Origin of the sequence: Streptomyces sp. NPDC092369, from assembly GCF_044755245.1 — a bacterium.
Taxonomy (GTDB): domain Bacteria; phylum Actinomycetota; class Actinomycetes; order Streptomycetales; family Streptomycetaceae; genus Streptomyces.
The window spans coordinates 123,811-143,204 of the sequence record NZ_JBIVQP010000009.1 but is presented as its reverse complement, the minus strand read 5'-3'; the positions used below and the strand labels follow the sequence as shown (position 1 = coordinate 143,204).

General features: G+C 68.7%; 17 protein-coding genes. 7 read left to right on the top strand and 10 right to left on the bottom strand.

The window, feature by feature from the left end; translation table 11 throughout:
- Positions 1-40 precede the first annotated feature (40 nt).
- A complete protein-coding gene (locus ACIQI8_RS41500; protein ID WP_402363199.1) occupies positions 41-1,042 on the top strand; it encodes a PLP-dependent cysteine synthase family protein in 1,002 nt (333 codons plus the stop codon).
- A 165-nt stretch (positions 1,043-1,207) separates the two neighbouring features.
- The gene (locus tag ACIQI8_RS41495; protein WP_402363196.1) at positions 1,208-2,080 is read left to right on the top strand and encodes a DMT family transporter; all 873 of its coding nucleotides are present in this window, start codon (positions 1,208-1,210) and stop codon (positions 2,078-2,080) included.
- A gap of 160 nt (positions 2,081-2,240) precedes the next feature.
- On the opposite strand, the gene ACIQI8_RS41490 is transcribed toward ACIQI8_RS41495, so the two are convergent.
- Complete coding sequence (locus tag ACIQI8_RS41490) at positions 2,241-2,666, bottom strand: hypothetical protein (protein WP_402363193.1); 426 nt, start codon at positions 2,664-2,666, stop codon at positions 2,241-2,243.
- A 90-nt stretch (positions 2,667-2,756) separates the two neighbouring features.
- Positions 2,757-3,071: a hypothetical protein gene (locus ACIQI8_RS41485; protein ID WP_402363190.1), complete on the bottom strand. Its 315-nt coding sequence runs from the start codon at positions 3,069-3,071 to the stop codon at positions 2,757-2,759.
- A gap of 146 nt (positions 3,072-3,217) precedes the next feature.
- On the opposite strand from ACIQI8_RS41485, the gene ACIQI8_RS41480 reads away from it, so the two are divergent.
- Together ACIQI8_RS41480 and ACIQI8_RS41475 are read left to right on the top strand one after the other, a co-directional pair.
- A complete protein-coding gene (locus ACIQI8_RS41480; RefSeq protein WP_402363187.1) occupies positions 3,218-5,626 on the top strand; it encodes a histidine kinase in 2,409 nt (802 codons plus the stop codon).
- Positions 5,626-6,282: a response regulator gene (locus tag ACIQI8_RS41475; RefSeq protein ID WP_402363184.1), complete on the top strand. Its 657-nt coding sequence runs from the start codon at positions 5,626-5,628 to the stop codon at positions 6,280-6,282. Before ACIQI8_RS41480 ends, ACIQI8_RS41475 begins: the two co-directional genes overlap by 1 nt.
- Before the next feature lie 656 nt (positions 6,283-6,938).
- Here the strand turns inward: ACIQI8_RS41475 and ACIQI8_RS41470 are convergent.
- The 5 genes from ACIQI8_RS41470 to ACIQI8_RS41450 all read right to left on the bottom strand — a co-directional run bounded on the left by ACIQI8_RS41470 (position 6,939) and on the right by ACIQI8_RS41450 (position 13,350).
- Positions 6,939-7,958 carry an amidohydrolase family protein gene (locus ACIQI8_RS41470; protein ID WP_402363181.1) on the bottom strand — a complete coding sequence of 340 codons (1,020 nt, stop codon included), beginning with the start codon at positions 7,956-7,958 and terminating at the stop codon, positions 6,939-6,941.
- A 193-nt stretch (positions 7,959-8,151) separates the two neighbouring features.
- On the bottom strand, positions 8,152-9,069 hold the full coding sequence (locus ACIQI8_RS41465) for an alpha/beta hydrolase (protein ID WP_402363179.1): 918 nt from the start codon (positions 9,067-9,069) through the stop codon (positions 8,152-8,154).
- Positions 9,066-10,601 carry a flavin-containing monooxygenase gene (locus tag ACIQI8_RS41460; protein WP_402363176.1) on the bottom strand — a complete coding sequence of 512 codons (1,536 nt, stop codon included), beginning with the start codon at positions 10,599-10,601 and terminating at the stop codon, positions 9,066-9,068. The genes ACIQI8_RS41465 and ACIQI8_RS41460 overlap by 4 nt, the downstream gene beginning before the upstream one ends.
- 383 nt (positions 10,602-10,984) lie before the next feature.
- On the bottom strand, positions 10,985-12,058 hold the full coding sequence (locus ACIQI8_RS41455) for an amidohydrolase family protein (RefSeq protein ID WP_402363173.1): 1,074 nt from the start codon (positions 12,056-12,058) through the stop codon (positions 10,985-10,987).
- Positions 12,059-12,717: 659 nt separating this feature from the next.
- Positions 12,718-13,350 (bottom strand): TetR/AcrR family transcriptional regulator, encoded by a 633-nt coding sequence (locus ACIQI8_RS41450; protein WP_402363171.1) that lies wholly within the window; start codon positions 13,348-13,350, stop codon positions 12,718-12,720.
- Positions 13,351-13,430: 80 nt separating this feature from the next.
- Here ACIQI8_RS41450 and ACIQI8_RS41445 point away from each other — a divergent pair, with 80 nt between their 5' ends.
- Complete coding sequence (locus ACIQI8_RS41445; RefSeq protein ID WP_402363168.1) at positions 13,431-13,739, top strand: hypothetical protein; 309 nt, start codon at positions 13,431-13,433, stop codon at positions 13,737-13,739.
- Between the two features lie 74 nt (positions 13,740-13,813).
- Here ACIQI8_RS41445 and ACIQI8_RS41440 read toward each other — a convergent pair whose 3' ends face one another.
- Entirely contained in the window at positions 13,814-14,440 is a 627-nt protein-coding gene (locus tag ACIQI8_RS41440) for a TetR family transcriptional regulator (RefSeq protein WP_402363165.1), read from the bottom strand.
- A 124-nt stretch (positions 14,441-14,564) separates the two neighbouring features.
- Between ACIQI8_RS41440 and ACIQI8_RS41435 the strand changes: the two genes are divergently transcribed.
- The gene (locus ACIQI8_RS41435) at positions 14,565-15,557 is read left to right on the top strand and encodes an aldo/keto reductase (RefSeq protein ID WP_402363161.1); all 993 of its coding nucleotides are present in this window, start codon (positions 14,565-14,567) and stop codon (positions 15,555-15,557) included.
- Between the two features lie 1,325 nt (positions 15,558-16,882).
- Here ACIQI8_RS41435 and ACIQI8_RS41430 read toward each other — a convergent pair.
- Positions 16,883-17,350, bottom strand: a complete 468-nt coding sequence (locus ACIQI8_RS41430) for a MarR family winged helix-turn-helix transcriptional regulator (protein ID WP_402363158.1) — start codon at positions 17,348-17,350, stop codon at positions 16,883-16,885.
- A 74-nt stretch (positions 17,351-17,424) separates the two neighbouring features.
- Positions 17,425-18,186 carry an oxidoreductase gene (locus ACIQI8_RS41425; protein WP_402363155.1) on the bottom strand — a complete coding sequence of 254 codons (762 nt, stop codon included), beginning with the start codon at positions 18,184-18,186 and terminating at the stop codon, positions 17,425-17,427.
- Between the two features lie 333 nt (positions 18,187-18,519).
- On the opposite strand from ACIQI8_RS41425, the gene ACIQI8_RS41420 reads away from it, so the two are divergent.
- A complete protein-coding gene (locus ACIQI8_RS41420) occupies positions 18,520-19,392 on the top strand; it encodes an SDR family oxidoreductase (RefSeq protein WP_402363152.1) in 873 nt (290 codons plus the stop codon).
- The last annotated feature ends 2 nt before the right edge of the window (positions 19,393-19,394 follow it).

Genomic DNA, 19,394 nt, shown 5'->3' with positions numbered 1-19,394 from the left:
CGTCCGGCACACCGCCTTTTCCTCACTGCTACAGTAGGATGTGACAATACACGATAGCGCTTTCGACGTACAGTCAGTACCGGCTCCTCGCGTGGTGCTGCCGTCGGTGCTGGCCACGATCGGTTGTACTCCGATGGTCAGACTGGACCGGCTCACGGCAGGTGTGCGGGGAACGATCGTGGCGAAATTGGAGTACCTCAGCCCCGGCGGGTCGAAGAAGGACCGCGTAGCCGCCCGCATCATCGAAGACGCCGAGCGCAGCGGCCTCCTCCGCCCCGGTCAGCCGGTGGTGGAGTGCACCAGCGGAAACACCGGCGCGGGACTAGCCATCGCCTGCGCGGTCACCGGGCATCCCTTCGTGGCGGTGCTGTCGAAGGGCAGTTCCGCCGAACGCGCCCGTATGATCGCCGCGCTGGGCGCGGAGATCGTTCTCGTGGACCAACTGCCGGGCTCCGCGCCCGGCCAGGTCACGGGGGACGATTTTCGGCTGGTCGAGCGGGAAGCGAGGAGAATCGCCGAACAACGCGGCGCCTTCCGCTCGGACCAGTTCGAGAGCGGCAGCAATCCGGACGCCCACTTCCTCGGCACAGGGCCCGAGATCTGGTCACAGACAAGCGGCGAGGTCGATGCCTTCGTCGACTTCGTAGGGACCGGCGGAAGTCTGGCGGGCGTGACGCGCGCCCTCAAAGAACGGAAGCCGTCCGTCAAGTGCTTCGCCGTCGAGCCCGAGGGAGCGGCGGTACTCGCGGGACAGCAGGCCGTCGAACCCCGCCATCCGATCCAGGGCGGCGGCTTTTCCCGTCTCGACCTCACCCACCTGCGCGGCGTCTCCCTCGACGGGCACATCCAGGTCAGCGGCGACCAGGCACGCTCGGCATCGCGCCTGCTCGCCACGCGTGAAGGCATCTTCGCCGGCTTCTCCGCAGGTGCCAACGTCGCCGCCGCCCTGCACCTGCTGCGAGGCAGCCTGTCGGGCGCCACTGTCGCCGTACTCATCCCCGACTCCGGCCTGAAGTACCTCTCCACGGATCTGTGGGAGTAATCGATCCCTGCGAGTGCGCCCCTCACAACTGGGCGGATGCCGTGCTCGGTTGCTCGCCTCCGCCGTCCCTGCTCGCCCCAACACCAGAGGACTGTCACAGTGCCCGGACCACCCGCTGAAAGGCGGCGCGCCGATACCGCTGCCCACCTGTATCTCCTCATCACCATGGCGCTCTTCGGAACCGCCTTCACCAGTTCAAAGGTCGTGATCGGGCAGATACCGCACGAGGTGGCCGCGGCCCTGAGGTTCGGTGGCGGTGCCCTCGTCCTCCTCCTGTTGTTGTCGCTGCGACCGGGCTCCGTGACCTTCGCCTGGCGGGACCTGGTGCGGGCCGGGTCGGTCGGCCTGATGGGCGTCTTCGCCTACAACTTCTTCTTTTTCTGGGGGATTTCGCTCGCCCCCGCCATCGACGGAAGCATCATCGTGCCCGTGCTGAGCCCGGTGCTGACGACGATCACCTTGCTGATGACAGGACACGAGAAGACCTCCACGATCCAGGCGGCGGGCCTCGCCCTCGGCGTCACCGGGGCGGTGGTGTTCTTCATCGGCATCGGCGGCACCGGCAAGGGGGTGACCGGGTCGCGTCTGGCCGGCGATTTCGTCTTCCTGCTCGCCGCCGGCTGCTGGGCGGCTTACAGCATCACCTCGAAGAAGGTCCTGAGCGGTATGGAGCCACTGCGAGCAACGGCCTATGCCACCGGTGTCGGAGCCCTAGCCCTGACCGTCGCCGCGATCCCGTCCGTGCCTCGCACGGACTGGGCTGCCGTGCCGGCGGCCACCTGGACCAATGTCGGCTTTCTCGCCGTGGGACCCACAGCGGTCGCCTACCTCTTCTACAACCAGGGCCTTCGTTCGGTGAGCCCGATCACCGCCACGCTCAGCATGTTCGCCGTACCGGTGTTCGGGGCCGTGTCCTCCGTACTGTTCCTCGGAGAGTCCATCACGGCGGTCCAGCTCGCCGGCGCCCTCATCACCATCGTCGGGGCAGCGCTCGCGGTCACCCGGGGCAAGTCGACCCGGGACGCGCCTTCAGGATGATCGCCGCCTGGCGAGGACACCGCAGCAGCGGCTCACGCGGCGGACGGCCCCCCGGCTTCGACGAAGAGCGGTACAAGAAGCGCAACACCGTCGAGCGGGAGATCAACCGACTGAAGCAGCACCGGGCTGAGGCCCCCCGCTATGACAAGCGCGGCTATGTCTACCTCGGCACGGCCACCGCGGCAGCCCTCACCATCTGGCTTCGAACGTGATCGCCAGAGTAGGACAGTCGGAACGCGAACAGGTAGCTGGTCACCGGCTCGCCGGCCAACCGCACCGTCACATCCCCGAAGTCGACCTCCGCCTCGGCACCGGGCCTGTGGGTCTGCGGGACGAACGCGTCCACCGCCCCTCGCCCGGCCTCGATCCGGATCTCTTCACGGCGCGCGGCCACGTAGCCGCGGACCATCTGGTGCGAGATCTCGTCCGCGCTGGGCTCGTCCAGCAGCCGCTCGAAGATCCGCTTCACCGTGTGCCGCTGCTTGCGGGGCGCGTCCAGGTCCGCCCGCAGCATCTCGTCGATCCACGGCTTGAACGGATCCAGCCGGGTCGCCCTCGGCGGAAGCGGCTTCCGCGGCTCCGGCAAGGCCGACGACAACGCCTTCTACGCCGCCCCAGATGTGCGTGCCAGGGCCCGCGACACCGAGCTGATCCAACCGACAGCCCTTTGCCGGGCTCAGGTGGCCGAATGAGGGGTCGCGGGATCGTCGGCGTCGTCGTCGACGCCCTCGCGGCCGTCCTTGCCGACGAAGAAGCTCAACACGGCCGTGAGGGTGGAGGTGACGGCGAGCCGCACGGCCCATTCGCCGACAGTGCTGTGCCCGACGGCGGTGCTGAACTCCGGCATGTCGAGCAGGGCGTGGCTCAGGGGCACGGTGCCCGCGCAGGTCAGTGCGTAGACCCACAGCGGCGGCTCGTTGGAGGCGACGAGGATCGAGGCCGTGACGATCACGACCACGCTCAGGATGACGGTGAGTGAGGTGATGTCCATGCCCCTCAGCATTCCGTCGGTCGGCGGGCGAGTCGTCGGCGCAGCGGACGAACGGCTCCTCTACCCCGGGATAGAGACACCCCGCGCTCGTGTCGCCGCGAGCCGGATGTCCTGGGTGCGCGCCGGGCCCTACGCTCGTGCCCGACATGGAGACGGTACGGAACTGGGCGCTTCCGGGGCTGCTGGCCGCCGGCCAGTTGCTGTGGCTGTGGCCCGGGGCCGGCCTCCTGGACAACCGCCCACCGGGCCCGGTGGGCGTCGTGGGTGTTCTCGTCGCCGTCGCGGTGGAGACCGTGGCGCTGGGCCTGCGCCGCCGCGCACCCGTGCGGGCGCTGGTGGGTGCCCTGGGAGCGTCGGTGCTGGGCCAGGCGATGGCGTACGACGACTACGCCGATCTCGGGCTGTCGGTCGCCCTCTATTCCGTCGCCGTCCGCTGTCCCGCCGCGGTCACGTCCCGTGCGCTGGTGGCGGCCGTCGCCTCGTCCCTGCCCGCAGCGGCCCTGCGGTTCGGGTTCCACCCCGCGCTCGTCACCCAACTGGCCATCCAGACGGGCATCTGCGTCGGCTGCGTGGGCCTGGGCCTCGCGCGGCGCCAATGGTCGGCCAGGAGGCTGGCGGCGGACCGGCTGCTGGCCGGGACACAGGAGAGCCAGCAGCGGGCCGGTGAGGACGAACGCGCCCGGCTGGCCCGCGAGTTGCACGACGTCGGCGCGCACCATCTGACCTCGGTCGTGGTCACGGTGGACGTGGCCCGCAGACTCGGCGAGCGCAAGCCGGAACTCGTCGCCGAAGCACTGGAGTTCGCCGAGCGGACGGGGCGCGAGACCCTGACAGCGATCCAGCGGTTGATCGCGGTGATGCGGGACACGGGGCAGGCCGAGGTCCGGCCGATGACCGGGCGCATCCAGGAACTCGTCTCCGGATTCGGCCGCTTGGGCCGCCCGATCGCCACCGAATTACCGGCCGACCTCGCCGGACCCGCCGCCGAGGCGACACACGGCATCGTGCGCGAGGCCCTCACCAACGCACTGCGGTACGCGCCCGGAGCGGCGGTACGAGTCGTCGTACGCCGGGCGGACGGGAACGGGGAAGGGGACGTCGGTGGGGGCGGGATGCTGGAGCTGACCGTGGACAACACCGCCCCGCGCGGCGGAGTCGAGCACGGCGGGATGGGATCCGGCCGGGGCATCACGGGCATGCGGGAGCGCGCGGTGGCCCTCGGCGGCGAACTGACCGCTGGTCCCGACCCGGACGGAGGCTGGCGGGTGCGCGCCCGACTGCCCGACACCACCGGTCCTCGCCACGTGGCCGTCCGTCCCCGGCGGCGCGACTTCCCGCGCGAGCAGCGACTGACGGACCTCGCGCTCGTCTTCACCGCGACCGTGCTCCCTCTGGTCTTCCTGCTGGTGGCGGCGGAGGACTGGCGAGACCGCGACGCCACCGCCGGCGCTCTAAGCGTCGGCCTGGTGTCCGCGCTGCTCACCCTGCACGCGCTGCCGCTGCTGTGGCGGCGACGCGCACCCTGGGCGGTGTTCGCCGCGGTGCTGGCCACGGGGTGGCTGTGGCCGGTGGTCTGCGGGTCGGCCCCGCTGTCCGGGCAGGTGTCGCCCTTCCTGGCGGGGGGTCTGATGACCGAGACGCTCGCCGTGTACGCCCTGGGGGCCTACGGCCCTGGCGCCGCGACCACCTGGCCCGCGCCGTTCGTCGCCGCGGGCGCGAACGCCGGTGTGCTGGTCGCGACGGCCGCCGCCGACGGCGAGTTGGTCGGCGAGGCGGTCTCCCCGCTCCCCGTCCTGGCGATCTTCGTACCCCTGGGCGTGCTGCTGTTCCTGGTGTACGTGCTGGCCTGGAGCGGGGGACTGCTGGTCCGGCGCCGGCGGGTGCGCGCCGTGGCCCGCGACGACTTCGCCCTCAGCAGCTTCCGGTGGCAGGCGCGGACCGCGGCGGGAGCCGAGCGGCACCGGCTGGCCGCCCGGTTGCGGGACGCGGTGCTCCAGCACACCTCGGCACTGGTCCAAGTCGCCCGCCAGGGACGGCTGGACGAGGTGGCCGACGAAGCGCGCGCGGCGCTGGCGGCGATGCGGGAACTGCTCCACGAGATCAACGAGGCGCAGGACGAGCGACATCCACGCGCGCTCCGACCGACCGCGGCCGACCTCGACGCGCTGTGCCGGACGGCGGGCCGTGCGGGGCGGAAGGTGACCGTGCGTGGAATCCCCGAATCCGCCGAGGGGTTGCCGGAGCCGGTGATCCTGACGGTGTACCGGATGCTGGAGGCGGCACTCGGCGCGGGAGACCGGGGACCGGTGCGAATACGGCTGCGACGGGGAAGGGGACCGCGGCGGCGCCGGGCTGCGCTGCAACTCACGATCACCGGCGTACGCCTGGCGGTGAACGGGCCTGTCGCGGAACGCCTGCGCGTGCGGGCCGCCGCCGCCAATGCTCGTGTCGCTCTCGAACCGACCGGTACCGTAAGGGTGTTGCTGCTGTTGCCGGCCGGACCGGGTCAGGCGCCGGCCCCTGCCCAGGAGGTGTCCCCGTCGCCACACGCGTGATGGTCGTCGACGACCAGGCAGTGGTCCGCGCGGGGTTCGCCGCCATAGTCGACGCCGAACCCGACCTGACCGTGGTCGGCGAGGCCGGGGACGGTGCGAGTGCCGTGGAGCTCGCCACTGTCGAGGCGCCCGACGTAGTCCTCATGGACATCCGGATGCCGGGCATGGACGGACTGGCCGCGACCCGGTTCATCACCGCGCTGGAGACCCGGCCCCGGGTCCTGGTGCTCACCACCTTCGACCTCGACGTCTACGTGTACGAGGCACTGCGGGCTGGCGCCTCGGGTTTCCTCCTCAAGGACGCCCACCCCGACGAACTCCTGACCGCCCTACGCGTCGTCGCCGCCGGCGAGGGCATCCTCGCGCCGGCCGTCACCCGCCGACTGATCGACACCTTCGCCCAGGGCGCGCCCCCACCGCCCGCCGTCACCGGCGCCCTCGACGGGCTCACCCCGCGCGAACGGGAAGTGCTCCTCCACATCGCCTCGGGCCTCGCCAACGCGGAGATCGCGGCCGCTCTGGGCGTGACCACCGGCACGGTCAAAACCCATGTCAACGCCCTGCTCACCAAGTTGGGACTGCGGGACCGGGTGCAGGCGACAATCCTCGCCTACGAGACCGGACTGATCCGGCCGGGCGGGGCGGCCGCGGACTGACCCCCGAGCGTCGGGTCCGGCGTCGGGGCGTGACGCCGCGAGGCACTCCCCTGCCCCGTGCACGTCCTCCCCCACCATCCGGAACTGCGAGATGACCGCGACGCACCGCCCGTCCTCGTCGTCGAGTTCGAGCGCCGAGGTCGGACCGTGCGCCGCCGTGGAGCGGACGCGGTGACGGGCCCGGACGACGGCGAGGTCGACGCCGCCCGCGCGGCTTGAACGTCCCCACCAACTTCTCCGTCGTCGGCTTCCACGACCTCCCGCAGACAGCACAGAACTCCCCCGGTCTGACCACCGTGCGGCAGCCGCTGCACCACAGGGGCCAGGACGGCCCGCGCGGTGCTGTCCCTCATCGAGGGACAGCGGCTGCTCATGGAGCACATGAAGGTGCTGCCCCGCGCGTTCGCTCATCCGGTTTCGGGAGCAGTACATCAAGCGCCGGATGAACAGTCCGGGGAGCAGGCCCTGCCGGACGGGGGTAGAGGCTCGCGACGCCAGCGCCGTGGGCCTCACCCAGACGGTGGAGGGCGACCATCGGCACGACCCCGGGGTGGGTGACCTCCGGCCCCAGGTCCGCCTCAGCCGTACCCGCCCGCCGGTACGCGGGGACCGCGGACGTTTCAAGGTCCGGCGGGATCATCGGCCCGGCGGCGTGGTCACAATTTCAGGCGGGGAAACAAGTGTGCGGCGTTCCCCGACAGCAGTGCCTGCTTCTCGTCGGCCGACGGGAAGTCATGCGAGGCGAGGGTGGACGCGAGCCCTTCGACGATCCAGCCGGCGGTGAAGGGGTAGTCGCTCCCGTACAGCAGCCGGTCGGGGTCCACGAGGTTCAGCAAGGCCGGCAGCGCCCGGGGAAGAGACAGGCCCGCCACGTCGTAGTAGAGCCCGCGCAGTGCGGCGACGACGTCGACAGGGCGCTCGGACTCCAGGAAGGCGAAGGCCGCGATCCGGTCGGCAAGTACCGGCAGCGCCGCTCCCGCGTGCGGGATGATGAAGCGAATGCCGGGATAGTTCTCCAGCACCCGGTTCAGGGCGAGCTGGGCGACAGCGCGCGTAGTGTCGAACAGGAACTCGATCATGGGGCGGGGTCGCCCGACACAGGTGTCTTGCCAGCCCGCGGGTGAGGTGGGGTGGAGCAGCACCACGGCCTGGCGCCGGTTCAGCTCGGCCATGAGCGGGTCGAAGGCCGGGTCTCCCAGGTAGACGTTGTCGTAGTTCGTCAGCAGGGCGATTCCGTCGGCCTGGAGAACGTCGAGGGCGTAGCCCGCCTCGGATACGGCCGCGTCCACGTCGGGCAAGGGCAGTGAGGCGAAGAGGCCGAAGCGGTCGGGGTGGTCGCGCACGATCGAGGCGCCTTCCTCGTTGACCGTGCGGGCCAGAATCCGGGTGGAGCGCGCATCCGCGAAGTGCACTCCGGGTGAGGACACGGAGAGCATGGAGACGGCGATGCCGGTCCTGTCCATGAGGTCCAGCGCGTCCGGCACATTCCAGTCGGGGATGGCCGGCATCCCGTCGGGGCTGTTAGACCCTGCGGCGATCATGGCTTCTCGCAGCGTCGGGGTGATGTAGTGGGCGTGCACATCGACCGCTCCGCTCAACGGTGCGGAGGGGCCATCGGGGACGGGTGCGATCGCGTCCGGGGTGTGCGACAGCGGCGTGCTGGGGGTGGAGTCCATGTCTCTCCTGCGGCTACGAGGGAGGCGGCCGCGTCTCGTCCCGGAGACGCAGGCACCACAATCGGACTAGAACATCATTAATGATGTCGTTATCAATATAGTGTCGACCGTCATTCCGCGGTGCCCGGCCCCGCGCGCCATGGCACCGGGTGCGGCAATCGACCACGCACGTTGATACCGACGCACCCGCCGGTCAGTGGAGCTGCGCGGTCAGGAAGCGGACCTGCTCGGCGACGACTTGCTCGAACACGGCGCCCACGTACGGATCGAAGTGACCGCCCTGGTACATGGACATCTGGGCCCGTGGTGCCTGTGCCGCGGCCCGCCGTGCGGGGCCGGCTGGAGTGATGCCGTCGGTGGTGCCGGCCTGGAGCAGCCAGGGGCAGGTGATCTTTGGGGCGCGGGTGACGGGGCGGTAGAAGCCCATGCGCAGCATGATCCTCGCGGCGATGTCAGTCGAGGGCGGATCGTCGGCGGGGAACATCGCCAGGAAGCCGGCCAGCGCTTCGCTGCTTGCCATGGCCGCGCCTGAGCCCGCGCCGCCCACTGCCGCGATCAGGTGGGGAGGGCGCCGAAGCACGGCGCGGGCAAGATCACGCAGTCCGGCAGCTGTGAGCGCCAGGGCACGTGCGGGTGGCGTGGTCCGAAGCGCGGTGCGGCCGTCCAGGAAGGGATTCATGGAAATCGCGGCCGCGATCGTGGTGTCGCGCGCGGCCGTGACGGCCACGTGCCCGCCACTGAAGGAGGTACCCCAGACGGCGATCTTGCCGGAGTCGACCCCTGGCAGTGTCCGGGCGAACGCCACGGCGGCCTTCCAGTCCAGGAGCTGCTCCTTGATGGAGACCAGGTGGCGGGGATGTCCGGAGCTGTCGCCGAAGTGGCGGTAGTCGAAGACCAGAGCGTGGAAGCCTGCCACGGCGAAGCGCTCGGCGAAGGCGTCCAGCCGTCCGACGCGAGTGGCTCCCAGGCCGTGGGCCAGGACGACACAGGGCCCCGATCCTTGCGCGCCGGCGGGGCGATACAGCCAGGCTGCGCAGTTCCCGCCCTCGGAGGGGAACGTCACGTCGGTGCGATGGAAGGAGACGGGAGGCATCTCGCCGGTTGCGCTCATGAGCCGGTCCGGGCGGGTTGCTGGGGCACGGCGATGGGGTTCGAGTAGCGCAGCGCCTCATCGTCGAGGCGTGCGCGGCGGAAGGTGATGAGATCGCGCAGGTAGTTGTTGCCGGGGCGCCATGGTTCTTTGGACCCGCTCCGGGGGAAACGGTCGATGGACCGCTGGACGTAGCCGGCGGAGAAGTCCAGCAGCGGGCGGTGCTCCGTCCCGGCCGGTTCGGTGGGCAGGACCTGGCGGTAGCCGTGCTGCTCCATGTGGGCCAGCACGCGGCAGACGAAGCCGCTGACCAGGTCGGCCTTGAGGGTCCAGGAGGCATTGGTGTAGCCCATGGTGAAGGCGAGGTTGGGTACGCCGCTGAGCATCATGCCTCGGTAGGCCGTGGTCTGGGAGAGGGTCACTTCGGTGCCGTCGACCAGGAGCTGTGCACCGCCCATACCGAGCAGGTCGAGGCCCGTCGCAGTCACGACGATGTCCGCCGCGATCTCCTGCCCTGACGCCAGTCGCACACCGGTCTTGGTGAAGGCGTCGATATGGTCGGTCGCCATCGAAGCACGGCCGTCGCTGATGGCCTTGAACAGGTCGGCGTCCGGCACGACGCACAGGCGCTGATCCCATGGCTTGTAGCGGGGCTTGAAGTGGGTGTCCACGTCGTAGCCCTTGGGCAGGAGCCGCTTGAGCTGGCCGCGGATGATCGCCTTGCTGACGCCGGGGGCGCGTTGTCCGAGTTGGTAGGAGGCGGCGTTGACCGCGATGTTCTTCCAGCGGACGACCGGGTAAGCGGCGCGTTTTCCGATCAGCCTCTGAAGGCCGCTAGCGAGAGGATCCTTCGCCGGAAGCGAGACAATGTACGTCGGCGACCGCTGAAGCATGGTGACGTGGGCGGCGGTGCGCGCGAGTGTGGGAACGAGCGTGATGGCTGTTGCCCCGCTGCCGATGACGATCACCCGCTTGTTGCGGTAGTCCAGGTCTGCCGGCCACTGCTGGGGGTGGACGATCTGGCCGGTGAAGTGCTCCTGTCCCTCGAAGGACGGCGTGTGCCCGTGGTCGTAGCGGTAGTAGCCAGTGCACATGTGCAGAAATCCGCAGGTCATCGTTGTGATGCTGCCGGGGTCCCCGCCCTGGCGCACCGTGACTGTCCAGCGGGCGTCGGCGGACGACCACTCAGCTTTGACAATCCGGTGCCGATAACGGATGTGCCGGTCGATGCCGGCCTCGGCCGCGGTGCCGCGAATGTAGTCCAGGATCGAAGCGCCGTCCGCAATGGCCTGTGGTTCCCGCCAGGGCCGGAACCCGTAGCCGAACGTCTGCATGTCGGAGTCGGAGCGGATCCCGGGGTACCGGAACAGGTCCCAGGTCCCGCCGCTGACCTCCCGCGCCTCCAGGATCGCGTAGCTCATGTGCGGGAGCGCTTCCTGAAGACGCCACGCCGCCCCGATACCGGTCAGTCCGGCACCCACGATCAGAACGTCCACGTGTTCGAGGCCGCTTTCAGCACGGACAGGATCACCTGTCGACCCGTTCCTCGCCATGTCCCTCACCTCTCTCTGAAATGATTTATCAACTTCGATGAAATCATCATCATGGAGGGGAAGGGTGTCAAGCGAACGAGTCCCTGCCCTGATTGCTGATGGCGGCCTCGAGTCTGCAGCTCGACCGCGCTGGCGCGAACGGCCGACTGCAGCACAGTCTGCGCCTCGCGGGATGCCCGTGACCGTGCCGGTCAGGACCATGCCGTAGGGCAGTCGTCGCTGACATTCGCCGGCGATCCCCGGTGTCCGCGATGGGCACTGAGGTCTGCGAGGACACGCAGCTCGGGCCCCCGAGCCAACCGCCTTGACCCTCCGGTAGGACGCGTGCCTCGGACGTCAGCAGTGACGCGACACCCTGCTGGAGGCACTATGGCGGCGGCGCTTCAGATTCGACGGAGGCGCGGGAAGAGGGTGAGCGCGTTCTCCGTAAGCATCCGCTTCTTGTCCTGCGCGGAAAGTTCGCTGGTGGAGGCCAGTTGAGCGGCCAGCGCCTCGACCACCGCCGCATTCGTGAACGGGTAGTCGCTGCCGTAGAGGAGTCTGCGGGAATCGACGAGCTTCAGCAGCGCCGGAAGTGCCCGGGGCAGCGAGAAGCCGGCGACGTCGTAGTACAGCCTCTTCAGTGCGCCGATCACATCGACCGGTTTCGGACTCAGCAGCGAGAAGGCGGCGATCCGATCCGCCAGGACGGGCAGAGCCGCGCCGGCGTGAGGCACGATGAAGCGGATACCGGGGTAGTCGCCGACCACTCCCTCGAGGATCAGCTGGGTGATGGTGCGGGTGCTGTCGAAGAGGAATTCGATCATGGGGCGCGGGGCCCCGAGCGACGTGGACGCCCAGCAGGCAGGCGAGGTCGGGTGCAGGTGGACTACGGCTTTCCGCCTGTTCAGCTCGGCGAAGAGAGGGCGGAAGGAGGTGTCGCCCAGGTAGGTGCCCTGGTAGTTCGTTTCCAGTGCGATGCCGTCGGCGTGCAGGGCGTCGAAGGCGTACGCCACCTCGTCAACTGCGGCGTCGACGTCCGGCAGGGGAAGTGAGGCGAACAGGCCGAAGCGAGATTGGTTGGCCCGCACCAGTTCCGCCCCCTCCTCATTGACCCGCCTGACGAGGGCGCGGGACTTGAGGGGATCGACCAAGGCGAATCCGGGCGATGAGACGGAGAGCATGGCCACCGAGATGCCCGAACTCCCCATGAGCTGCAAAGCCTTGTCGGCGCTCCAGGCCGGTATCTCGGGCATCCCGTCGGGCTGGCCGGCGCCGGCGTCGAGCAGGGCCTGACGGTAGGTGGGAGTGATGTAGTGCGCGTGCACGTCAATCGCCTGAGCGAAAGAAGCAGTCCCGGGCGCCGCGAGGGCTGCACCTTGGGGAGTCGCTCCTTGTGCAGGAGCGGCCTGAGCGATACCTAGGCCGGCTGCAGTCAACCCGCCTATTCCGATGAGCGCCTGACGTCGCGTGGACATGCGTCTCCTGGGGTCATGGCAGGGCACGGCAGCGCAGCTCGTCGCTGGCACCCATCCCTGGCGAGAAGGGGGGTCACACCCACCCCCTGATGATGAATGGATCGTACCTGAGGGTTTCATCACCTTAAGGTCAAGGGATCGTAAAGTGAGAATGTTGAGGGTGTTACGCCGCGGTGTCCGCTCCGCGACCTGGCCGAGGCGGAGGGCCGGCACACATGGCCTGGCCTGCTATGCGGAATGGGGGCGAAGGCGCCTGGATGCTGCCAGCGCCGCACGATCGGTTCCGGTTCCGCGGTGCTGTCGGAGATCGAACGACGAGAAGGTTACGGGTATTGGGGTGCTGGTCGCGGCCCCACAGGGGCTCATGGCGGGTGCGCGGCGCGTTCTCCCTTGCACTCTCTGGGTGCCGTTCAGCGTCACCCGTCCGAGCCCCTCCTGATCCCGTCTCCGTCGGCGAGCCCGTCGCCTCCGCCGGCGTACGATCCGGCCGCCGTGCGGAAGCTTCTTTGTGTAACGCGGAAGCTGGGGGCTGAGCGCCGGCTCCGGCGGCGGGCTGGAGGCCCCACTCGGAGCCCTCGGGTCGACACTCTCGAGGGCGTGGACGCCTGCCGGAGAGCCTGACTGGGGGTGTCTGTGACGGCGGGAGCAGCGAATTATTTCTAGGCCAAGGCGGGCAAGGGCTTGGTCGCCAGCTCCCGCGCCTCGGCGGAGGGCAAGCCGAGCATGCGCAAAATCATCTCGGCCGCCTGCTCTGCGGCTGCGGCGTCGAGCTCGGCGGTGGCTCCGAGCTGGACGAGGCCGAGGAGGGCTCCCCCGACGGCGCTGAGCGCCACGCGGGCATCGACGATGTCGAAGCGGCCGGACGCCTTTCCGATTTCCAGGTCGCGCAGCGCCCTCGGCCCCAGTCCCTTGGCGCTGTGGACGTGCTGCAGTCCGCGGAAGCGCAGGATGCCGGTGATCTCCGGGTGACTGGCGGCCAGCAGCATGGTCAGGCGGATGCTGGCGGCGAACACCTCCGCCGGATCGTCGATCTCTTTGGTGGCGGAATCCAGGAGCTGACCGTATTCCTCCAACGCGTCGGCCACCGCCGCGTCGAAGAGAGCGTCCTTGGTGTCGAAGTGGTTGTAGAAGGTGCCGAAACCGACGTCCGCGCGCTCTGCGATCACCTGGATGCTCACCTCGGTTCCGCCCTGCTCGGCCAGAATGCGGCGAGCGGCGCCGATCAGTGCCTGGCGCGTTTGGGCCCTGCGGCGTTCGAAGCGGTTGGCCGGCTGAGCGGTCGAGGAATCCATGCCATAAGTCTATTCGGTAACAGAAATGATGAATCTCTCAGGGGTAGGAAGCCTCGACCCCTGGGTGTGGCTGCCAGATCGTGGATGGCGCAGTCGTATACCTCGCCACCGCCCTCAAATCCATCGCCGTCTACCGCGGCTTCAACGCCGCCCGACGCACAGGCTTGCTCCTGCCGCCCGCCCACATCCTCAACGCTCCGACCCGGCTGATGAAGGACCTCGGCTACGGCAAGGGCTATCAGTACGACCCCGATACCTTTCACAGCTTCTCTGGCGCCGACCACTTTCGAGAACATGAGCCGCGAGACGTACCACGAACCAACCCGCAACGGCTACGAAGCCCGGATCCCCGAGCGTCTGCACGAGCGGGCCGCTCTACGGGCTCGTAGGCGAAGGTGAGGGACAAGGGCGGACGGCGCCGCTTGGGGAACGTTCGAGCAGGGCTGCCGCCGGTCCGGGGGCCTCAGCGCGCTCGGGGGAATAGCCGTTCGACAGCGGTCACTACCACGGCGCGGCGAGCGGCTGTGGTGGGGTCCACGGCGTGTGCGACGGCGGCCTTGCCGTGTTCGGGCTGTGCCGCCCAGGTCGTGGCGATCTGGTTGACCAGGGCCAGGACGTCGGCCGGGTCCCAGGCAGAGTCGAGCTGTCCGGCCTGCTGTGCCTGGCGGAGCTGGTCGATTTTGCGGGCGATCAATGCCTGGGCGTGATCATCGGCAGCGGTTGCGGTGCCCGGCAGTTCGAGGCGCCCCCAGGTGATCAGGCGGTGGTGGTCCGGGCGGGCGACGAAGTAGTCGAACAGACGGCCCGCATAGCCAGGGAGGTCAGAGGGGTCCAACTGGGTGGCCTCGGCAATGACGAGGTGCTCCTGGGCGGCGACGGCTGCGTAGAGCGCGTCCTTGCTGCGGAAGTAGGCGTAGACGCGTTCTTTGCTCGTCTTGGCGAGTTTGGCGATGCGGTCCACGCGGGCGCCGGCGATGCCGTGGCGGGCGAACTCCTCCATGGCAGCGGTAAGGATGCGCTCGCGCGTGGTGTCGCCGCCGGCGGCTGCTGCGGGCGCTGCGGTCCGGCCGGAGTCGCGAGACTGGGACATGACCCCAGAATAGAGCACCGAACCGATTGGTTTGGCATCCGGGCGGTCGGCGCGTAGAGTCAAACGGAACAGTTCGGTTTGACCTCTGCGGGTGAAGCCGATGAACCACTGAGGAAGTGAACTCATGCAGCACCGCAATCTGGGCTCTCAGGGTCTGCGCGTCTCGGCACTCGGCCTGGGGACCATGGGGATGTCCATGGCCTACGGCGCCTCGAACGACGACGAGGGCATCGCGACCATCCGCCGCGCCCACGAACTCGGGATCGACTTCTTCGACACCGCCGAGCTGTACGGCGCCGGTACCGGCGCCAACGAGATCCTCCTGGGCAAGGCGGTCAGGGACTTCCGCGACGAGGTGGTCCTCGCCACCAAGTTCGGCTTCGACATGACCGCCCCGCTGCACAACCCCGGCTACAACAGCCGTCCGGAAAACATCCGCAAGGTCGCCGAGAACAGCCTGCGCTACCTGCAGAGCGACCACATCGACCTCTTCTACCAGCACATCTCCGACCCCGACGTTCCGGTCGAGGAGGTCGCCGGTGTGGTCGGGGAACTGATCGCCGAGGGCAAGGTGACGTACTTCGGCCTGAGCAACGTCGGCCCCCAGTACATCCGCCGCGCCCACGCCGTCACTCCGGTCTCCGTGCTCCAGTACGAGTACTCGCTCTTCGAGCGGGAGGTCGAGGAGAAGATCCTTCCCGTTCTGCGGGAACTCGGCATCGGCCTGGTGCCCTACTCCCCGCTCGGCCGCGGCTTCCTCGCCGGACAGGTCAAGCCCGCCAGCGAGTACCCCGCGGACGACATGCGCAGCTGGGACGAGCGGTGGCAGGGCGAGAACTACACCTACAACGTGCACGCCATCGAACAGCTCAGGAATCTGGCCGACACCAAGGGCATCACCACCGCCCAACTCGCGCTGGCCTGGCTGCTCGCCCAGGGCGAGGACATCGCACCCATTCCCGGAACCCGCAGCACCAAGCGCCTTGAAGAGAACTCCGGCGCCGTCGACGTTCAGCTCTCGGCCGCCGATCTGGCCCGCATCGCCGAGATCCTCCCCCGCGGCTCGGCTGGCAGCCGTTACCCCGCTGCGTTGCTGTCCAGCTTCACCACAGACTGACCGCGCCGGCACACACGTATGCGACGCCGGGCCGGTCGGCCAAAGGCCGCAGACCCCTCAGTGCCGACGGCAGGGGTTATCGGGCGGGGCCCAAGCCTTTTACCAACCTCGATTCCTCGGGGCGTGAATGCATGAGCTGGGCTGTTGGCCTGGTAGGGCGGCTGTCGACAGGTTTGCGGTGTACGTCGCTGCTGTTCAGCGGCTTGAGGGGGCGGCCGTGGGCTGCCGTGCCGACCCGAGCACCCGCAGCGCCCAGCGCATCGAGGAGAACACCGGCGCCGTCAACGTCCCTTTGACCGGAGCCGATCTCGCTAGGGTCGACGAGATCCGGTGGCCGCGCGCTTCGGCTCCCGCCACTCCGAGGATCAGGCGCCCGTCCGGATGTGAGCCCGCCCCGGGACTCAGCCGGCCCGCGTTGGACAAGGGACAACGGACACCCCTGTCGCTAAATTGAGCTCACAGCGCCAGTTCTTCCCGACCGGGAGGGTCGGGACGAACTCGGCAAGCGCGACATCGACGTGGATTCACACACTCAGACTCTGGGAACCCGCGGGCCTAGCGGAGCCCCCAGCCCGGCCGCGGGGTCGGCCTCATCGCTGGCGGTGTGCTCAGCTCGTTGGCCCCAGGGCTCAGCCCCTCCGGGTCTTCCCTGCCTGGTGAGAACTGCGCCGAAGATCATGCACCCGGTGCCTGACGCCGACTCGTCCGACCAGCCGTGCCGATCGGCCAGCTCGATCGTGGGCCAGGCCCGGGAACTCGCGACATGGCCGACCGATCCGGCGCGCCGGCGCGATCCCTTCCGCCAGGTAGCCCGCCTGGTTGTGGTGGCCGTTCCACCCCTGGGCACACCCAATGCTGATGAGCGCCAGCGCGCGCAAGTCCTCGCCCAAGTGCCTGCTGCTGTATCAATCACACGTCGCGGCCACCCTCACCCGGGCTGCAAGGCGGCATAGGTGTGCTGCTCCGACGTCGCGCTGCTGCGAGGACAGATTTTCGGTGAGGGCCGCGAAGATCTGGGTGAGGGGCGAAAGCAGGTCCGGGTGAATCTGGCTGAGGACGCGGACAGCGGGCGCTGGACGGGTGCGGGCTGGGCCGATTGCATGGCGCTTGGTCAGGCTTCGATGGGTATCGCCTCATTGCCGCGGCGATCCTGACTGTGGCGTTCCTTGCAGACGAGCCCGCGTTTGCCCAATCCGTCGACGACACGAGTGATCCGGCGTAACCGAGCAGACCGCCATGCGCTACGTCACCGCCGCACACCCCGGGCGTACGGCCAAGCCACCTCAGTAAGAGGCGATCGAGATCAATACCTCATCAGGCCGGGTTCAGCGCGGCGTAGGGCGTTCCGTGGTGTGGCGGCGGAGCGCTTCGGTAAGGACCGGGGTGATCGCGATCAGCTGTTCCTGCTGTTCGGGACTGAGGTCGTTGAAAGCCCTGCTGATATCTGTCCGGTATTCGTCCCACGTCAACTTCTGGAGAGCGGTTCCGCCTCGCGTGAGGGAGACCACTGTGCTGCGGCCATCAGCGGGGTTGGGGCGACGCTCGACCAGGCCATCGTCGTCGAGGGCATCGACGAGAGCGGTGACACGCCGCTGTGTGACGCCGAGCGCGTGGGCGAGTTGGGACATGGTCTGTGCCCCGTCGGTGTGCAGTGCATTCAGCAGCCGCATGCGGATGTAGCTGACCGAACTGGCCGGTGTACAGGCCTTTGTCCAGGCCCCCCAGGCGGGGCCGAGTTCGGTGAAGAGCGCAACGAGTTCTTCGGACCTCGATTGGCTGGTCTGATGGGCCATGTCGGGACCTTATCTTGCAAGCAGCGGAGTGGGAGCGCTGCCCGGCCGCGTCAGCGGCCAGGCAGCGGGCCGTCTCAGGATCCGCCCGTGACCTTGATGTTCGTGCCAGTGATCCACTGGGCGCGAGGGGAGAGCAGGAAGGTGACAGCCTCGGCGATGTCGCCGGGTTCACCGGCGCGCCCGAGAGGGACTCCGGCGACCAGGGCTTCGCGGGTGGCACCGATCCCCTCGGCGATGGTCTCAAGGATGGCGGAGCCTCCAGGGGTATCGACCGGGCCGGGGGTGACGAGGTTGACGCGGATTCCCTCCTTCGCGAGGTCTTGGGCGATGCCCTTGGTGTAGGTGTCCAAGGCAGCTTTCGCGGTGACGTAGTGCAGGAGCGGGCCAGATGGCGTCTCGGTGCCGTTGGTGGAGATGTTCACGATCGCCGGGCTCTCGGCTTTGCGCAGTGCCGGAAGAGCCGCGTTGATCAGGCGCACCGCGGACAGGAAGTGGATGTCCAGGGAGTCCTGCCACTCCTCCTCCGGAATCGACTCCAAGCCGTCGAGGTGAACGCGGGCCGCCCCGGCGTTGTGCACCAGCAGATCGAGGCCGCCGAGTGCCTGCACGGCTTCAGCGACCAGGCTCGTGATGGCGTCGGCCGATCGCAGGTCCGCCGGGATGAAGATCGAGCCTTCCGGGGTCGTCTCCGCACGGGAACGGGCGGTGGTCACCACCTGCGCGCCTTCGTCGAGCAGCTGCTGCGCGATGGCCGCGCCGATACCTCGGGATCCCCCGGTCACCAGTGCACGACGGCCGGCGAACTCGCCTGGGATGGGCTTGTTAGGTGTGTACATGCATCCAGTCGTACCACCAAATGCTGTACACCGCCAACAGTTACTCACCACCGCCAGTAATTCCCTAAGCCTTCAAATCCGTCCCCCAACCCGTGCGACATACATCAGCAAGTAGCCTCAAAAGCGGCATCTCGTGGCCACGGGATCGCTCGGGAGTTGCATCCCGCTTGGCGGGGTGTACTGTCACGTGGGTAGTTACTGAACCCCGCTACTAGTGAGAGCCGCGGCGATCGGCTTCTCCGCCGTCGCCCGGCCGGCATAGGCCCGATCCGGGTCGGCCGCGCCGCTACAGGCGATGTGAACCACCCATCACCCCCTTCAGAAAGACCTGCCATGAATAAGATCCTTGTGACCGGCGCCAGTGGTTCGCTAGGAAAGCTGACCCTCCGGCACCTGCTGGACCGTCGCCCGGCGAGCGGCCTGGTCGGACTCGTGCGCGACCCCGCCAAGGCTCAGGACCTGGCGGAGCTGGGCATCGAGCTGCGTACGGGCGACTACATGGATCCGGCGTCGCTGCGTAAGGCGTTCACGGGCGTCGACAAGCTGATGCTGGTGCCCACGCACGCCTTCACCGAGCGCAAGATCGCTCACGCGAACGTGATCGATGCCGCGGTCGACGCCGGTGTCCGGCACCTGGTCTACGCGCCCATCATTCGCGATCACGGCTCGACGTTCTCGATGAAGGAGATCACCGCCGAGGACGAGTTCACGCAGGCGAAGCTGGCCGAGTCCGGGCTGGCCTACACCCTGGCCGAGCACCCGCCGTTCCTCGACGTCATCACCCCCTACATGGGAGCGACCCCGTACGAGAACGGGGTACGGGTCCCCGTCGGCGACGGACGGTTCGCCGCCGCCTCCCGCGACGACCTGGCAGCCGCGCAGGCCGCCATCCTCACCGAGGAGGGACACGAGGGAAAGACGTACCGCCTGACCGGCGGGCCGTCGGTCTCCTTCGCTGAGATCGCGAAGATCCTCTCCGACATCCACGGCAGCCCGGTCCCCTATGTCCCCGTATCCGACGAGGAGTACCTCGACAACATGCGCGCAGTGGGCTTCCCCGACTTCGCCGTCGAGTTCGTACTCACGTGGGTGCACGGGATGAACGCTGGCGAGTGGGAAGCCAAAGGCAGCGACCTGGAGACGCTCATCGGTCACAGCCCGACGACGACCTCCGAGTTCCTGCGCAGCGAATACGCCGCCCGCTGACC

What these genes read in the sequence shown, in the direction of transcription:
- ACIQI8_RS41495 (WP_402363196.1), top strand. Translation starts at nt 1,208, where the DNA reads ATGGCGCTCTTCGGAACCGCCTTCACCAGTTCAAAGGTCGTGATCGGG.
- ACIQI8_RS41485 (WP_402363190.1), bottom strand. Translation starts at nt 3,071, where the DNA reads ATGGACATCACCTCACTCACCGTCATCCTGAGCGTGGTCGTGATCGTC.
- ACIQI8_RS41480 (WP_402363187.1), top strand. Translation starts at nt 3,218, where the DNA reads ATGGAGACGGTACGGAACTGGGCGCTTCCGGGGCTGCTGGCCGCCGGC.
- ACIQI8_RS41475 (WP_402363184.1), top strand. Translation starts at nt 5,626, where the DNA reads ATGGTCGTCGACGACCAGGCAGTGGTCCGCGCGGGGTTCGCCGCCATA.
- ACIQI8_RS41470 (WP_402363181.1), bottom strand. Translation starts at nt 7,958, where the DNA reads ATGGACTCCACCCCCAGCACGCCGCTGTCGCACACCCCGGACGCGATC.
- ACIQI8_RS41465 (WP_402363179.1), bottom strand. Translation starts at nt 9,069, where the DNA reads ATGAGCGCAACCGGCGAGATGCCTCCCGTCTCCTTCCATCGCACCGAC.
- ACIQI8_RS41460 (WP_402363176.1), bottom strand. Translation starts at nt 10,601, where the DNA reads ATGGCGAGGAACGGGTCGACAGGTGATCCTGTCCGTGCTGAAAGCGGC.
- ACIQI8_RS41455 (WP_402363173.1), bottom strand. Translation starts at nt 12,058, where the DNA reads ATGTCCACGCGACGTCAGGCGCTCATCGGAATAGGCGGGTTGACTGCA.
- ACIQI8_RS41450 (WP_402363171.1), bottom strand. Translation starts at nt 13,350, where the DNA reads ATGGATTCCTCGACCGCTCAGCCGGCCAACCGCTTCGAACGCCGCAGG.
- ACIQI8_RS41440 (WP_402363165.1), bottom strand. Translation starts at nt 14,440, where the DNA reads ATGTCCCAGTCTCGCGACTCCGGCCGGACCGCAGCGCCCGCAGCAGCC.
- ACIQI8_RS41435 (WP_402363161.1), top strand. Translation starts at nt 14,565, where the DNA reads ATGCAGCACCGCAATCTGGGCTCTCAGGGTCTGCGCGTCTCGGCACTC.
- ACIQI8_RS41430 (WP_402363158.1), bottom strand. Translation starts at nt 17,350, where the DNA reads ATGGCCCATCAGACCAGCCAATCGAGGTCCGAAGAACTCGTTGCGCTC.
- ACIQI8_RS41425 (WP_402363155.1), bottom strand. Translation starts at nt 18,186, where the DNA reads ATGTACACACCTAACAAGCCCATCCCAGGCGAGTTCGCCGGCCGTCGT.
- ACIQI8_RS41420 (WP_402363152.1), top strand. Translation starts at nt 18,520, where the DNA reads ATGAATAAGATCCTTGTGACCGGCGCCAGTGGTTCGCTAGGAAAGCTG.